The organism is Azospirillum lipoferum (assembly GCF_024170005.1).
Lineage (GTDB): Bacteria > Pseudomonadota > Alphaproteobacteria > Azospirillales > Azospirillaceae > Azospirillum > Azospirillum lipoferum.
The window spans coordinates 287,213-302,336 of sequence record NZ_JALJXJ010000005.1 but is presented as its reverse complement, the minus strand read 5'-3'; the positions used below and the strand labels follow the sequence as shown (position 1 = coordinate 302,336).

The 15,124-nt window shown below is 68.5% G+C and carries 13 protein-coding genes; 12 read left to right on the top strand and 1 reads right to left on the bottom strand.

Annotated features, from left to right (window positions below; all coding sequences use genetic code 11):
• Positions 1–18: 18 nt before the first annotated feature.
• The 4 genes from J2848_RS13825 to J2848_RS13810 all read left to right on the top strand — a co-directional run bounded on the left by J2848_RS13825 (position 19) and on the right by J2848_RS13810 (position 5,437).
• Positions 19–1,527 carry an aldehyde dehydrogenase family protein gene (locus J2848_RS13825; RefSeq protein WP_246193872.1) on the top strand — a complete coding sequence of 503 codons (1,509 nt, stop codon included), beginning with the start codon at positions 19–21 and terminating at the stop codon, positions 1,525–1,527.
• A 185-nt stretch (positions 1,528–1,712) separates the two neighbouring features.
• The gene (locus J2848_RS13820; RefSeq protein WP_246193871.1) at positions 1,713–2,663 is read left to right on the top strand and encodes a SphA family protein; all 951 of its coding nucleotides are present in this window, start codon (positions 1,713–1,715) and stop codon (positions 2,661–2,663) included.
• Between the two features lie 14 nt (positions 2,664–2,677).
• Positions 2,678–3,907, top strand: a complete 1,230-nt coding sequence (locus tag J2848_RS13815; RefSeq protein ID WP_149231554.1) for an MFS transporter — start codon at positions 2,678–2,680, stop codon at positions 3,905–3,907.
• 87 nt (positions 3,908–3,994) lie between these two features.
• On the top strand, positions 3,995–5,437 hold the full coding sequence (locus tag J2848_RS13810; protein ID WP_149231553.1) for an amidase: 1,443 nt from the start codon (positions 3,995–3,997) through the stop codon (positions 5,435–5,437).
• Between the two features lie 23 nt (positions 5,438–5,460).
• Here the strand turns inward: J2848_RS13810 and J2848_RS13805 are convergent, their stop codons facing one another.
• Positions 5,461–6,465: a helix-turn-helix domain-containing protein gene (locus J2848_RS13805; RefSeq protein WP_246193870.1), complete on the bottom strand. Its 1,005-nt coding sequence runs from the start codon at positions 6,463–6,465 to the stop codon at positions 5,461–5,463.
• A 192-nt stretch (positions 6,466–6,657) separates the two neighbouring features.
• On the opposite strand from J2848_RS13805, the gene J2848_RS13800 reads away from it, so the two are divergent.
• The 8 genes from J2848_RS13800 (at position 6,658) to J2848_RS13765 (ending at position 15,121) form a co-directional block, all read left to right on the top strand.
• Positions 6,658–6,798 carry an aldehyde dehydrogenase family protein gene (locus J2848_RS13800; protein ID WP_281288580.1) on the top strand — a complete coding sequence of 47 codons (141 nt, stop codon included), beginning with the start codon at positions 6,658–6,660 and terminating at the stop codon, positions 6,796–6,798.
• Between the two features lie 136 nt (positions 6,799–6,934).
• The gene (locus J2848_RS13795; RefSeq protein ID WP_149231551.1) at positions 6,935–7,942 is read left to right on the top strand and encodes a LacI family DNA-binding transcriptional regulator; all 1,008 of its coding nucleotides are present in this window, start codon (positions 6,935–6,937) and stop codon (positions 7,940–7,942) included.
• Positions 7,943–8,083: 141 nt separating this feature from the next.
• The gene (locus tag J2848_RS13790; RefSeq protein WP_149231550.1) at positions 8,084–9,184 is read left to right on the top strand and encodes an ABC transporter ATP-binding protein; all 1,101 of its coding nucleotides are present in this window, start codon (positions 8,084–8,086) and stop codon (positions 9,182–9,184) included.
• Positions 9,185–9,232: 48 nt separating this feature from the next.
• Positions 9,233–10,396, top strand: a complete 1,164-nt coding sequence (locus tag J2848_RS13785; protein ID WP_211103128.1) for an extracellular solute-binding protein — start codon at positions 9,233–9,235, stop codon at positions 10,394–10,396.
• The gene (locus J2848_RS13780) at positions 10,386–11,303 is read left to right on the top strand and encodes an ABC transporter permease (RefSeq protein ID WP_246193869.1); all 918 of its coding nucleotides are present in this window, start codon (positions 10,386–10,388) and stop codon (positions 11,301–11,303) included. The genes J2848_RS13785 and J2848_RS13780 overlap by 11 nt, the downstream gene beginning before the upstream one ends.
• Positions 11,300–12,121, top strand: coding sequence for an ABC transporter permease (locus J2848_RS13775; RefSeq protein WP_149231549.1), 822 nt, complete (start codon positions 11,300–11,302; stop codon positions 12,119–12,121). The genes J2848_RS13780 and J2848_RS13775 overlap by 4 nt, the downstream gene beginning before the upstream one ends.
• A gap of 5 nt (positions 12,122–12,126) precedes the next feature.
• Positions 12,127–12,900 carry an MBL fold metallo-hydrolase gene (locus J2848_RS13770; protein WP_149231548.1) on the top strand — a complete coding sequence of 258 codons (774 nt, stop codon included), beginning with the start codon at positions 12,127–12,129 and terminating at the stop codon, positions 12,898–12,900.
• Positions 12,901–13,360: 460 nt separating this feature from the next.
• Positions 13,361–15,121 (top strand): ABC transporter permease, encoded by a 1,761-nt coding sequence (locus tag J2848_RS13765; RefSeq protein ID WP_149231547.1) that lies wholly within the window; start codon positions 13,361–13,363, stop codon positions 15,119–15,121.
• The last annotated feature ends 3 nt before the right edge of the window (positions 15,122–15,124 follow it).

Below are 15,124 nucleotides of genomic sequence, written 5' to 3'. Positions count from 1 at the left end.
GAGGGAGAGGATACGACCATGAGTGAGCTGATGCAGGACGGGCTCGTCCCCGTTCTTCCCGAAGTCGACGCCTTCCTGCGCAAGGACCACCGGCTGTTCATCGGCGGCAAGCCCGTCCCCGCCGCCTCCGACCGGACCATCGAGCTGCACGACCCGTCCACCGGCGCCGTCATCGGCCACGTCGCGTCGGCCACCACCGGCGACCTCGACCTTGCCGTCGCCGCCGCCCGCCGGGCACTGGCCGGCGACTGGAGCCGCATGCGGCCGGCCGACCGCGAACGCCACATCCACCGGCTGGCCGACCTGATCGAAGCGCATGGCGAGGAACTGGCGCAGATCGAGACGATCAACCAGGGCAAGTCGATCACCATCTCCCGTGCGATCGAGGTCGGGGCATCGGTCGAGTATGTCCGCTACATGGCCGGCTGGGCGACCAAGATCGAAGGCTCCACCCTGGACCTGTCGATCCCGATGCCGCCCGGCGTCCGCCACACCGGCCTGACCCTGCGCGAACCGGTGGGCGTCGTCGGCGCCATCGTGCCGTGGAACTTCCCGCTGATGATCGCGCTGTGGAAGATCGCCCCGGCACTCGCCTGCGGCTGCACCGTCGTCCTGAAACCGGCGGCGGAAACGCCGCTGACCGCCCTGCGTCTGGCGGAACTGGCGAGCGAGGCCGGCCTGCCCGATGGCGTGCTGAACATCGTCACCGGTGGCGGTTCGACCATCGGCGCCGCCCTGGCCCGCCATCCCGGCATCGACAAGGTCACCTTCACCGGATCGACGGCGGTCGGACGCGAGGTCGGCATCGGCGCGCTGACCAACATGACCAACTTCTCGCTGGAACTGGGCGGCAAGAATCCGCTGATCGTCCTCTCCGACGTCGATGTCGGCGCCATCCTGCCGGGGCTGGCCATGGGCTGCTTCCTGAACCAGGGACAGGTCTGTGCCGCCGCCAGCCGGCTTTACGTCCATGCGCCGCTCTACGACCGCGTGGTCGGCGATCTGGAAGCCGTGATGAAGTCGATGCGCCTCGGCCCCGGCCTGGATCCGTCGGCCGACCTGCAGCCGCTGGTGTCCGCCCGCCAGCGCAATGCCGTCGAATCCATCGTCGACGAAGCTGCCCGAGCCGGCGCCACGATCCTGACCGGGGGCCGCCGTCCCGACCGGCCGGGCTATTTCTTCGAGCCGACGCTGATCGTCGACGCCGACCATGCCAACCCGGCGATCCAAAAGGAGATCTTCGGCCCGGTGGTCACCGTCACGCCGGTGAGGGATCTGGACGACGCGCTCCACCGCGCCAACGACAGCGGCTATGGCCTCGCCGCCAGCATCTGGTCGAACGACTTCGCGGCGATCACCCGGGCCATCCGCGGATTGCGGGCCGGCACCGTGTGGGTGAACAGCCACATTCCCGTCGATCCCAACCTGCCCTTCGGAGGATTCAAGCAATCCGGCATCGGACGCGAGCATGGCCGCAGCATCATCGACCAATACACCGAGATAAAATCGGTCTGCATGGCGATGTAAAACCTGAAATCTCTTGTCCTTATCCGATGTCGATGCAGGCCAGTCCTTTGGGCTGGCCTGTTTGTTTTCTACTATTCCCCTCACCGTTTTCCATTCTGCGGCGATTTATGCCGATTCCGGATAACCGGGCTCAATTCTCCTGATTAAGATTTTCCTACAAACCAATTCAAAAAACAGGGAGCATCATGACCATCCCCCACACGATGTGCCGGGTCTGGAGACCGATTGCCGCCGCCCTTGCCCTCTGCACGGGCCTCTGGGCAAGCTTCGACAGCGCACCAGCGCTCGCCACCGAAGGCGGGGCGCCGACCGCCCCCTTCGGCGTGTTCGAATTCGGGGCCGGCATCCTGCCGCCGCCGACCCCCTACGGTACGCTCGGCATGCGCACCAATTTCTATACGGCCAGCTCGGTCAAGGACGGCAGCGGCAACACCCGGCTGTCGGACTTCCGCATCAATACCCTGTCGGTCGGCGCCGCCTACATCAAGATGACCGACATGCAGGTCCTCGGCGCCAATGTCGGCTTCGGCGGCATCCTGCCCTTCCTGGACATCGGCGGTCATCTGACGGTGCCGACGCCGGGCGGACCGCTGCGGCTGGAAAGCCAGACCTTCAAGCTGGGCGACATCCAGCTGTTCCCGGTGATGCTGCAATGGCAGTCGAAGTCGCTGTTCGTCAACGCCATGGCCCAGGTCCAGGCACCGACCGGCGCCTATGACGTCAACCGGCTGTTCAATCCGGGCACAAACCACTGGTCCTTCGCCCCGGTGGTCGGCGTCACCTATGTCACCGACGGCGGGTTCGAGGTGTCGTCCAACTTCGAACTGGACATCAACACGGTCAATCACAAGACCGACTACCGCAGCGGCATGGAGTTCAAGCACGAGTTCGCCGTCGGCCAGCATCTCGGCCCGATCACCGCCGGGCTCGGCGGCTATTGGTACCAGCAGATCACCGACGACCGCGGCCCGGGGGCGGGCGACGGCAACCGGGCGCGTGTCTTCGCGCTGGGGCCGGCGGTCAGCTATTTCGAACCCGGCATGCCGCTCGTCGCCTTCCACACCTACAAGGAGTTCGGGGCGCAGAACCGCGCCCAGGGCTACGCGACCGCGCTGCGCGTCGCCTATTCCTTCTGAGGAGGGCCATCCCGATGACCGAAACCCACCCCTCCTCCCCGCTCGCCGGACAGCCGCGCCGCGCCACCGCGCACCAGGGTACCGTGATCCTGCTGGGCAGCAGCCTGACCATCGTCGGCTCGGTGATGATCGCGCCGGTACTGCCCAAGCTCGGCGCCGAATTCGGCCCCACCACCCCGCAGGCCGCAGCGCTGATCCCGTTGGTCGTCGCCGGCCCGGCACTCGCCATCGCACTGTTCGCGCCGGTGGCCGGCTGGCTGGCCGACCGCTTCGGCCGCAAGTCGATGCTGATCCTGGGGACGCTGCTCTATGCGCTGCTGGGCGCCGCCCCCAGCCAGTTGAACGACTTGTCGCTCATCCTGGTCTCCCGCCTGCTGTTCGGCTGTGCCGAGGCGATGGTGATGACCTGCTGCACCACCCTGGTCGGCGATTACTGGAGCGGTGCCGAGCGTTCGCGCTACATCGGCCGGCAGGTGGTGACCATCGGCGTCGTCGGATCGCTGTTCTTCGTGATCGGCGGCGCCACCGGCGAAAGCTCGTGGCGGACGCCCTTCCTGCTTTACCTGCTGCCACTGCTGCTGATCCCGGCGATGGCGCTGGTCCTGTGGGAGCCGCAACGTGCCCCGCGCGCCCGGCGGCCGAAGGCCGCCTTCGGCCGTGGCATCCTTCGCAGCATGGCGGTCGCCTATCTGCTGGTCTTCGCCGGCATGCTCGCCAGCTTCGTCGTGCCGGTGCAGTCGCCGGGCATCGTCGTGGCGCTGGGCGTCACCTCCTCCACCCTGATCGGACTGTGCGCCGGACTGGGGCTGCTGGCGTCGCTGGCGGGGTCGATCCTGTGGCCGGTGCTGCGCCGCCGGCTCGGCACCCGCATCGTCAATGCGCTGCTGCTGGCGCTGATGGCGGTCGGGCTGTGGCTGCTGGTCCATGCCGGCAGCTACGAGGCGGTGCTGGTCGCCGTCGTCATCCACGGTATCGGCGCCGGCCTGCTGGTGCCCAACGCGCTGGCGCCGCTGCTGGAGTACCTGCCGGAAGCGACCCGGGCGCGCGGCGTCGGCGGCTTCACCTCCTGCCTGTATCTCGGCCAGTTCGCCAGTCCGCTGGTGATTGCGGCGGTCGCCGGCCCCGTCCAGGGCGTGCCGATGGCGATTACCGTCTTCAGCCACGCCACGCTGGCGCTGGCCGCCGTATGGCTGGTTCTCGGCCTGCGCCGCGGCACGCCGGCCTGCGAAGCCGGATCGGCCTGATATCCCCGCCTGGCCTTTGCCTCTCTCCCCTGCCGCGGGAGCGCCATCACACTCCCGCGGCCCTTTTCCTTTCCGGAGACCATTTCCATGCAGAATCTGGCCCCGACCGTTCCCTGGCGGGACGGCCTCGATCTGGCGGAGCAGATCCGCGCGGGCGCCGTCACGCCGCTGGAGGCGCTGGGCGACACCATCGCGCGGCTGGAGCGGGTCAACCCGACGCTGAACGCGATCGTGGAGACGCTGTTCGACAGGGCGCGGGAGACGGCGCGGCGCCCGGTCGCAGATAGCGCCCCCTTCGCTGGCGTCCCGACCTTCATCAAGGACCTGTTCATGCCCGTCGCGGGCGCCCGCATGACCAACGGGTCGCTGTTATGCGAAGGGGCGACCGGACCGTTCGACGCCGAGCTGATCCGGCGGCTGCGCCAAGCCGGTGTCGTCATCGCCGGCACCACCACCTCACCGGAGTTCGGCACCTCCTACAGCACGGAATCCCGGCTGTTCGGCGCCACCCGCAATCCCTGGTCGCCCGGCCATGTCGCCGGCGGATCCAGCGGCGGGGCGGCGGCGCTGGTGGCCGCGCGGGTGGTGCCCTTCGCCCATGGTAATGACGGCGGCGGATCGCTGCGGGTTCCGGCTTCCTGCTGCGGCGTCTTCGGCCTGAAGCCGACGCGCGGGCGCGTGCCCATCGGCCCGCTGGTGGGCGAGGGCTGGGCCGGGATGGGCATCAACCACGCCATCACCCTGTCGGTGCGTGACAGCGCCGCCCTGCTCGACGCCACCGCCGGCAGCGGCCCCGGCGACCCCTATGCCGCCCCGGCGCAGGACGGCCGTTTCCTCGACGCGGTGTCGCGTCCGCCGAAATCGCTGCGCATCGGTCTGGTACGGTCGCTGGCCCCCTGGCCGACCCATCCCGACTGCCTCGCCGCCATCGACCACACCGTCCGGCTGTGCGAAAGCCTGGGCCATCGGGTGGAGGAGATCGAACTGCCGGTCAGCGCCCCGGAATTCTACGACACCGTCTTCACCATCATCGGCGCCCAGACCCGAAGCCTGCTGACCATGATAAGCGCGATGTCCGGCCATCCCGCCGACGAGTCCGTGCTGGAGCCGCGCACCCGCATCCTGCTGCGGGCCAAGGGCGATGTCAGCGGCGCCGCCTATGCCGCCGCGGTCGACGGGATCCACGCGCTGGGACGGCGGATGGCCGGGATCCACGCCGACTTCGACCTGCTGCTGACACCGACGCTGGCGAAACCGCCGGTCGCCATCGGCACGCTGGACATGGAGGATTCGCAGACGCTGGACGATCTGATCGACCTGTTCCACAGCTTCTCGCCCTTCACCGCCCTGTTCAATGCGACAGGACAGCCGGCGATGTCGGTCCCGCTCCACTGGACGGCCGGCGGACTGCCGGTCGGCTCCCATTTCGCCGCTCCCTTCGGCGGGGAAAGCCTGCTGTTCTCACTGGCCGGCCAGTTGGAGGCCGCACAGCCCTGGAACGGCCGGGTGCCGCCGGTCAACGCGCTCTGACGCTGCGCACCGCCGCCCGTGCTTCACGCGCGCGGGCGGCGCAGCGTTTGCGACGGCAGCTCGCCATACAGGGCACGGTACTCCCCGGCGAAGCGGCTCCAATGCCAGAAGCCCCAGCGGGCGGCGATCTCGCCGATGGACACCGGCCCGCCGGCGGCGCGCAACTCCCGCCGCACCCCGTCCAGCCGCATCATCCGCAGGAACTGGGTCGGGCTGAAGCCGAAGGCGTCGTGGAAGCAGTTCTGCAGCTTGCGGCGGCTGACGCCGACATGGCGGCAGATGTCGTCGATGGTCGGCTGCCGTTCGGCATGCTCCATCACATAGGCCCGCGCCTTGTCGGCGATCTTCTTCTGGGGGGTCGCGATGGATACCGGGTCGCCCTCCTCCGCCGAAAGCGTATCGAGCAGCAGGTCGGCCAGCGCGTTTTCCAGCCCGGCGCGGCTGCCGGCATGGTCCAGGGCCTGGGTCAGCCGCGGCAGATCCGCGAACACGTCGGCGACGGCATGCTTCAGGCGCCGCATCGTCGGGGTGGAGCCATGCAGGCCGGACCGCCGGCTGCGCAGGCGTTGGGCAGCCAGCTTGCGGCCTTGCGTTTCCGCCATCTCCAGCAGCCAGGACCGCGCCACCGCGATGCAAGCGAGGTCGAGCGACTTCGGCGTGCAGAGTTCCACCAAATCCTGTCCGTCGGTAACGAGACAGGCCGGAAAGACCAGCGGCCGTCCGGCGAAGCGCCCTTCGCCCTGCGCCTCGATCGGCAGGCTGAACACGATGGATCCGTCCCACGCCCGCCCCTTCTTGGCGAGGGCGGTGTTGGCGGCATCGCGCAGGATCTGCATGCGGTCGAGGCGGATGTCGATCAGACTGCCGTCGAACCGGCCGGACGACAACTGCGTGAACTCCAGCGACCAGCCGCGCGTCAGTCCGGCATGTTCGGCGGCGTCGGACGAGCGGACCATGGTCACGCGCGGCTGTGTCACCTCCGGCTGGCCCGGCGGCTCTTCCGATGAATTGGACAGGACGTCTGGCAAAGAGGTCCTCCAGCAGGCACGAGAGGATCAAAACCGAAGGCTGACACCGGCTTCGCAGCCGCAACGGCAGTGATGGCGCTTAGCCTCGCACGGTCCACGCTACGGATCTATCACCAATCCCACCGCCAGTCCCACTGCCAATCCGCCCGGCGACCGATGGAGCCCTCGGACCGGTCCTGACCGCTATACCCTATCAGGGACGGGGCGGAGGCGGTCGCGATGGCCAACGGCGTCGTCTATGGCCTGACCGGCCATGTCTGGACCCGCGATATCGGCCGGGTCAACCGCGTGGCCCTGAAGCTGGAGGCCGGCATGGCGTGGATCAATTCATAAGGTACCGAAACTGGACGCCTGATCCATTGGATTTGCGCGGCGGAACCTGGGGAACACCACCGCACGCGATCAGCGATATGGCACCCCAACGGCGAAGCTCCTACACTAGGCCCTCGACCAATCGGCCGGAGGAACAGTGGCGGGGGAGCGTAGGCGGGCGACCGCGGTGGATGTGGCGCGGCTGGCGGGGGTGTCGCAGTCGGCCGTGTCACGGTGCTTTACCGAGGGGGGCAGCGTTTCGGCGGAAATGCGCACCCGCGTGCTGGAGGCGGCGCGACGGCTTTCCTACCGTCCGAACGCCATCGCGCGCAGCCTGACGACCCGGCGCACCAACCTGATCGGCGTCGTCATGGGCGATCTGGACGGGCCGTTCCAGCCATATCTGTTCGAAACACTCACCCGCGGTCTGGCTTCGCGCGGCAAGCAGCCGCTGCTGGTGCGCGGCGACCCGGCGGATGCGCTGGACGGCCCGGCGATGGCCGCTCTCGACTATCAGGTGGATGCGGTGGTGGTGACGGCCGGCAGCGTGTCTCCGGCGGCCATCCGCGGCCTGATGGCTCTCGGCGTCCCCTTGCTCCTCTATGGCCGGGCGGTGGAGGCGGACGGGGTGGACAGCATCTGCTGCGACAACCCGCTCGGCGCCCGTCTGGTGGCGCAGGCGCTGGTCGCGGGCGGGCACCGCCGCATCGCCTATCTCGGCGGACGCCCCTCCGCCTTTTCCGAGCAGGAGCGCGGCAGCGCCTTCCGGGCGGCGTTGGCGGAGCTGGGGCTGCCGCTGGCCGCCACGGGAGAAGGCGACTACACCTACGACAGCGGTCACCGGGAAGCCCTGCGGCTGCTGGCCGGTCCCGACCGTCCGGACGCCCTGTTCTGCGGCAACGACGCCATGGCCTTCGGCGCGCTCGACGCCGCCCGCACCGCGCTCGGCCTCCGGGTGCCGGAAGACCTGTCCATCGTGGGGTTCGACGATGTGCCGATGGCCGCCTGGCCGAGTTTTTCCCTGACCACCATCCGCAATCCGGTCGACAACATCGTGGCGATCCTCCTCGACATGCTGGAACGGCGGCTGGCGGATCCCGACGCGCCGACGGTCCTGCACCGCCCGGCACCGGTGCTGGTCAGGCGTGGATCGGCGCGCCTTTGACGCGCTACCCCGCCGCATTCACCAAAGCATCACAATTCCATCATTCGCGCTTCACGCTTCCCGCCTAAACCCTGCGTCAGCGGCTTTGCATACGCATGCAACGACGCTTGCCACTTTGGGAAATGCTGGAAGTCTGCGGCGATGGCGGAATTGCATGTCGAGAATCTGACCGTCGCCTATGGCGGCTCCCGCGTGCTGAACGGCGTCAGCCTGCATGTCCGGCCGGGCGAGTTCGTGGCGCTGCTGGGCTCGTCGGGCTGCGGCAAGACCACGCTGCTGCGGGCGGTATCGGGCTTCGTGCCGGTGGACGGCGGGCGCATCGCCATCGCCGGGCGGGACGTGACCCGGGCACCGCCGGAGCGGCGCGACACCGCGATGGTCTTCCAGTCCTATGCGCTGTGGCCGCACATGACCACCGCCCAGAACATCGGTTACGGCTTGAAGCTGCGCCGCTGGCCGCGCCAGCGCATCGCCGAGCGGGTGGCCGAGATGCTGCGGCTTCTGAAGCTCGACGGGCTGGCCGACCGCAACGTCACCCAGCTGTCGGGCGGCCAGCGCCAGCGCGTGGCGCTCGGCCGGGCACTGGCGATCAATCCCGACATCCTGCTGCTGGACGAACCGCTGTCCAACCTGGATGCCCGCATCCGGCTCGAACTGCGCCACGAGATTCGCGCGCTGCAACAGCGGCTCGGCATCACCGCGGTCCATGTGACGCATGACCGCGAAGAGGCCATGGTGATGGCCGACCGCATCGTCATCCTGAACGCCGGCAGCATCGCCCAGATCGGCACGCCCGAGGAGATCTACCGCCGTCCGGCCAGCGCCTTCGTCGCCAGCTTCCTCGGCGCCGACAATGTGGTGCCCTTGCAGGCGACGCGGACGGAGCGGACGCTGGAGATCGCCGCCGGCCCGGACCACGGCGCCGTCAGCCTGCCGCTCGGCAACGCAGGCGCACAGGTCGAATTGATCGGCAGCGGGCCGGTCGCCGCGCATTTCCGCACCGAATCCGTACGGCTGGCGACCGCCGGCCAAGCCCCGGCCGACGCGCTGGTCCTGCGCGGCCACATCACGCAGACAGCCTATCCCGGCGGCCGCTGGCGCTACGGCGTCGCGGTCGGCGGAACGGTCTTCCTGGTCGACGACGACGAACGCCGCATGGTCGGCGATGCCGTCGCCATCGTCATCCCGCCTTCGGCCCTGCATTGCTTCCCGCTCCGCCGGGAGGCGGCGGGAACGGCCTGAGGCGATCTCAACCATCCGGCCCACCATCGGGAAAGAAGGGGGATTTTCATGAAGCTCATGACGCTGAGGATGCTGCGCGCCGGTGCCGCCGGTCTGGCGCTCGCCGCCGGTCTTTCCGCCGCACCGCTGAAGGCCGAGACGGTGCTGACCGTGCTCACCGCCGGCGACCAGAACATGGTCGATTACGTCAACGAGTATCTGGCGCCGAAGTTCGAGGCGCAGAATCCGGGCGTGAAGGTGCGCGCCGCCGGCACCGGCCCGGGCGATGGCGGATCGCAGAAGATCTACGAGAAGCTGAGCGCCGAGGCCGCCGCCGGTGCGGCCAGGTGGGATGTCGACGTCGCCGTCATCCACCAGAAGATGGCCGGCCAGATGGTGCAGGAGAAGATGCTGTCGGCCTATGTCGGCGACGTCAAGACCGGCACGCTCGCCAGCCGCGACAGCGCGCGCAACGCGCTCGGCACTGATGTCACCGGCTATGTCCTGCCGATGTTCCACAGCCAGATCGCGCTGGCCTACAACCCGGACCTGGTGAAGGCGCCGCCGAAGACCTACGCCGAACTGGCGGAGTGGGTGAAGGCCAATCCGAAGGCCTTCGGCTACAACGGCATCAAGGGCGGCATGTCCGGCGTCGGCTTTGTCACCGGCTGGACTGCCGCCAACATCGGCGATGCCGCCAAGCTGGAGAAGGGCCCCTACGACGCCGCGATGAAGCCGGCGATCGAGAAGGCCCTGTCCGGCCTGAAGGACTTCAACAAGAGCGTCACGCTGACCCCCGGCAATGCCGGCACGCTCGACATGCTGAACCGCGGCGAGATCGCCATGGGTCCGGTGTGGGTCGACATGTTCTACAGCTGGCAGGCCGACGGCCGCCTCAACCCGGCGATGAAGCTGCAGCTGATCGGTCCGGGCATGCCCGGCCAGCCGATGTACTACGCCGTCCCGGCCAAGGCCGCCAACCAGGAGGCCGCCCGCAAGTTCATCGAACTGGCGACCAGCCCGGAGGTGCAGGCCGACGGCATCGTCAAGCGCTTCAACTGGTATCCGGGCATCGACGCCGCCTATGTGCAGCCGAAGCTGGACGCCCAGACCTGGGCAAAGCTGTTCACCGATGTGAAGCCGGACGAGCTGGCAAGCAAGGGCAAGCCCTTCCCGCTGTCGGGCTATTTCACCGACATCATGGAAGCCTATGAGCGCACCGTTGCCAACTGAGGCGGCCAACCGCCCCGCCCCCCTCCCCCGCTCGCGCGGGGGAGACGGCGCCCCCGCCCTGCCCGCCACCAGGGTGGTTCCCGACTGGGTGTGGGGCATGCTGCTGGTCATGCCGGCGCTGGCGATGGTGGCGTTGTTCTTTCTTTACCCACTGGGCCTGTCGGCGGTCAGCGCCTTCCAGGGCCGTGACGGCGGCTGGACGCTGGCGAACGTCGTGAAGGCGTTCGAGCTGTACAGCCTCGACATGGCCTTCACGCTCGCCATCGTGCTGCTGTCCTCGGCGCTGGTGGCGGTGCTGTCGGTGGCCATCGGCGGCTATCTGACGCTCGGCGAAAACCGGCTGGCGGTCACCCTGCTGCGCTGGCTTTACCGCTGGCCGCTCTTCATTCCCTTCATCGTCGCCGCCCAGATGATGCGCTCCTTCCTCGCCAAGAACGGGCTGATGAACAATCTGCTGATCGGCAGCGGCGTCATCGAGCCCCTACAGGCGGCGAGCCTGCTCGACTGGCGCGGCGTGGTGGTGACCTTCGTCTGGAAGCAGACCCCCTTCGTCGCGCTGATGGTGGCGGGCGCCATGGCCTCGCTGGACCGCTCGACCATCGAGGCGGCGCGCGACCTCGGCGCCGGGCGGCTGCGCATCCTGGCCGAGATCGTCGTTCCCCAGATCCGGCCGACGCTGACAGTCGGGCTGATCCTCAGCTTCGTGACCATGCTGTCGGTGATGTCGGTGCCGATGATGATCAACCCCAACAGCCCGACCATGATCACGGTGGACATGGCCTACCGCATCAACGCCCATGGCGATTACGGCGTCGCCAACGCTCTCGGCTTCGTGTCCTACGCCATGGCCGGCTTGGTCGGCTGGTTCTACCTGCGGCACGGCGTGCGCCAGGGCGGTGCACGATGACCTCCTTTACACCGGCGCGAACGCTCACCTGGATTCCGCGCGGGCTGGCCCTTGGGGTGCTGGCCTTCGTCATCTTCGGGCCGCTGACCAATCTCGGCCTGTGGGCGGTGGCGGAGAAATGGTACTTCCCCCATACCCTGCCCCTGCAATACGGCTTCTCCTTCTGGGAACGGGTGTTCGCCCCGCGCTCCAATGCCATGGCGTCGCTGGCGACCAGCGTCACCATCGCGCTGCTGACGGTGGCGGCCTGCCTCGCCGTGTCGGTTCCCGCCGGCTATGCGCTGGCCCGGCTGCGGCTGCCCTGGCGCGGGGTGATCCTGCTGGCCTTCCTGCTGCCCCAGGCCTTTCCCAGCGTCGCGGTCTACATCAATGTGGCGCGCATCTTCTACACGCTGGGGCTGAACGGCACGGTGGCCGGGGTGGTTCTGGTCCACACCGTCCATGGGCTGGTCTTCTCCGTCTGGATCACCGCCGCCGCCTTCGGCGCCGTCGACCGCTCGCTGGAGGAGGCGGCGCGCGACATGGGCGCCGGCCCCTTGCGCAGCTTCTTCGGCATCACCCTGCCGCTGGCGGCGCCGGGGGTGATGGCAAGCTCCATCTTCGTCTTCCTCGAATCGCTGGACGAGTTCACCGGCACCTATTTCGTCGGCGTTCCCGACATCTCCACCCTGCCGCTGCTCATGTTCAACGCGAGCATGGGCGGCAATTTCCAGATCGCCGCCATCACCGCACTGATCCTGCTGGTTCCCTCGGTGGGCTTCATGCTGGTGATCGAACGTTTCCTCAAGGCCGACGTACTGGCCAAAGTCGGACATTGACCTCCATGGACATCCAGGTGCTGGGCGTCGGCGAAGCGGCCGACCCCTCCTTCGCCAATTCCTCGCTGATCGTTGCCGCCGATGGCTTCCGCCTGATGATCGACTGCGGCCATTCGGTGCCGTCCGCCTTGTGGCGGGAGGTGCCGGATCCCGACGCCATCGACGCGCTCTATTTCACCCACCACCATCCCGACCATTGTTTCGGCCTGGTGCCGACGCTGATCCGCTGGACCGACGACCGCCGCAGCAAGCCGCTGGACATCGTCACCACCGTCGGCGGCTGGAAGCAGCTGGCATTGCTGTTCCAGGCAGGCGCCACCGATCCCGAACGGTCACTGTCCTTTCCCCTGCGCTGGATCGAAACACCGGAAAACGGCACGCTCGGTCCCTTCCGCCTACACACCGCCCTGACGCAGCATTCCATGCCCAACCGCGCCATCCGGCTGGAGACGGGCGGTGTCGCCTTCGCCTATTCCGGCGACGGCCGCGCCACGCCAGAGTCGGAAGCTCTCTTCCGTGGGGCCGACCTGCTGTTCCACGAGTGCCTGACGGTGGAGCCGGATCCGGTCCAGCCCTTCCACGCCGCCTACAGCCAGCTCGCCGATTTCCCCATGCGGCTCGGCGTCGGCGAGATGCGCCTCTACCATGTCCGCACGGGCGAACGGGAGCGGTTGGCTGCGGCTTGTGCCGCCGACCCGCGGGTGCGTCTCGCCCGGCCGGGGGAGCGGATCGTCCTGCCATCGGTCCCGCCGGCAACCGGGGCCATGATTCTTTCGTGAAGAGCACAGGGAAGCGTGTTCCCGCTCTTGACCTGATCCGGCCAGGGGAGTAGAGGGGCGCCATCGTCACCGCATGAATCGTCACCGCATGATCGATCCCTGTCCGCCCTTTCCTGCGGATCGGCGGCCGGATCGAAAAGGCACGAGATGGACAGCCCCAGTAGTCGATCTACTCACATACCCCTGACGACGTCGATCGCGGGCTGACCTGTTGCGTGGGTCCGCCCGCGGCCCGGCGTCGTCGGGCCGATCAGAGGTGGACCATGGTGAAGTTCCTCACCAGTCTGATTTCCGTGCACCGCCAGCCTGCCGGGCGCCGGTGCTTTTCCGTGACGGGCGACCTGCGCCCGCCAAGTCGCTGACCCCCATCCACCCCGTCTGAATCCCCCGGCGCTTCCGCGGCGCCGGACCCGTTCTGTCTGCCGGCCGGCCCCGTTCCGGGGCCGCGGGATGGTGTGTCATGGTCTGGATCAATACGAACATCTCGGTGAAGGCGGCCGACGCCGCACCGAACCGGTGGGACGTCGTCGCCCTGCCGCTGGTCATCGGCCTGCTGGCGCTGCTCGCCATCGGCGGCCATCAGATGGCCCTGCCGCTCGACAGCGTCGAAGAGGTGCCGATCACCCTGGACCCCTGGATGCTGCCGGAATACGCCCTGCGCTCGACCCTGCGGATGCTGGCGGCGATGGCGGCCTCGCTGCTCTTCACCTTCACCTACGCCACGCTGGCGGCCAAGAGCCGGCGCGCCGGCATGCTGCTGATCCCGGTGCTCGACGTGCTGCAATCGGTGCCGGTGCTGGGCTACATCTCCTTCACCGTCGTCTTCTTCCTGGGGCTGTTCCCCGGCAGCGTGCTGGGGGCGGAATGCGCGGCGATCTTCGCCATCTTCACCAGCCAGGCCTGGAACATGGCCTTCAGCTTCTACCAGTCGCTGCGCACCGTTCCGCGCGACCTGGACGAGGCGGCGACCGGCTTCGGCTTTTCCGGCTGGCAGCGCTTCTGGACGCTGGAGGCGCCCTACGCCGCGCCCGGTCTGGTGTGGAACATGATGATGTCGATGTCCGGCGGCTGGTTCTTCGTCGTCGCGTCGGAGGCGATCACCGTCGGCGACCGCAGCATCACCCTGCCCGGCATCGGCTCCTACCTCGCCAAGGCCATCGACGGGCAGCGTCTGGACGCCGTCGGCTGGGCGGTGCTGGCGATGCTGCTGGTCATCATCGCCTATGATCAGCTGCTGTTCCGTCCGCTGGTCGCCTGGGCCGACAAGTTCCGGGTCGAGCTGACCGGGGCGCAGGAGGTGCCGGACTCCTGGCTGCTCGCCCTGTTCCAGCGCACCCGCTTCTTCCGCGCCGCCTTCGCACCGCTCGACCGCCTGTTCGGCCGGCTGGTCTGGCTGCGCCTGCCGGCGGGCGGCCTGTCCGGGCACGCAACGGGCGGCATTCGGTCGGTCGGCGGCCTGCTCGACCGCGTGCCGTCACGGGCGGTCGACATGGTCTGGTACCTGCTGCTCGCGGGGGCGGGGCTGTGGGCCGGCTGGTCGATGATCGCCTTCGTCGCGTCCGCCGTCGGCTGGAGCGATGTCGGCACCGTGCTGCTGCTGGGCGGCGCCACGCTGCTGCGGGTGGTCGGGCTGATCGCGGTGGCGACGCTGGTCTGGGTACCGCTGGGCGTCCTGATCGGGCTGCGGCCACGGCTGGCGGAGAGGGTCCAGCCGGCGGCCCAGTTCCTCGCCGCCTTCCCGGCCAACCTGCTGTTTCCGGTGGCGGTGGTCGCCATCGTCCGCTTCGACCTGAACCCGGATGTCTGGCTCAGCCCGCTGATGATCCTCGGCACCCAGTGGTACATCCTGTTCAACGTCATCGCCGGAGCCACCGCCTTCCCCGGCGACCTGAAGGAGGCGGCGGCCAATTTCCACATCCGCGGCTGGCAATGGTGGCGCGACGTCATGCTGCCGGGCGTCTTCCCCTATTACGTCACCGGCGCCGTCACCGCGTCCGGCGGCTCGTGGAACGCCAGCATCGTGGCGGAGGCGGTGAACTGGGGCGACACCCAGCTGACCGCCCATGGGCTGGGCAGCTACATCGCCCAGGCCACCGCCGCCGGCGACTATCCGCGCATCGTGCTGGGCATCGTCGTCATGTCGCTGTTCGTCATCCTGTTCAACCGCCTGCTGTGGCGTCCGCTCTATGCGTTCGCCGAACGCCGCCTGCGCCTCGCCTGAGGA

Excerpts from the sequence above, each read along its gene's own strand:
- J2848_RS13825 (WP_246193872.1), top strand. The coding sequence starts at position 19 with ATGAGTGAGCTGATGCAGGACGGGCTCGTCCCCGTTCTTCCCGAAGTC.
- J2848_RS13820 (WP_246193871.1), top strand. The coding sequence starts at position 1,713 with ATGACCATCCCCCACACGATGTGCCGGGTCTGGAGACCGATTGCCGCC.
- J2848_RS13815 (WP_149231554.1), top strand. The coding sequence starts at position 2,678 with ATGACCGAAACCCACCCCTCCTCCCCGCTCGCCGGACAGCCGCGCCGC.
- J2848_RS13810 (WP_149231553.1), top strand. The coding sequence starts at position 3,995 with ATGCAGAATCTGGCCCCGACCGTTCCCTGGCGGGACGGCCTCGATCTG.
- J2848_RS13790 (WP_149231550.1), top strand. The coding sequence starts at position 8,084 with ATGGCGGAATTGCATGTCGAGAATCTGACCGTCGCCTATGGCGGCTCC.
- J2848_RS13785 (WP_211103128.1), top strand. The coding sequence starts at position 9,233 with ATGAAGCTCATGACGCTGAGGATGCTGCGCGCCGGTGCCGCCGGTCTG.
- J2848_RS13775 (WP_149231549.1), top strand. The coding sequence starts at position 11,300 with ATGACCTCCTTTACACCGGCGCGAACGCTCACCTGGATTCCGCGCGGG.
- J2848_RS13770 (WP_149231548.1), top strand. The coding sequence starts at position 12,127 with ATGGACATCCAGGTGCTGGGCGTCGGCGAAGCGGCCGACCCCTCCTTC.
- J2848_RS13765 (WP_149231547.1), top strand. The coding sequence starts at position 13,361 with ATGGTCTGGATCAATACGAACATCTCGGTGAAGGCGGCCGACGCCGCA.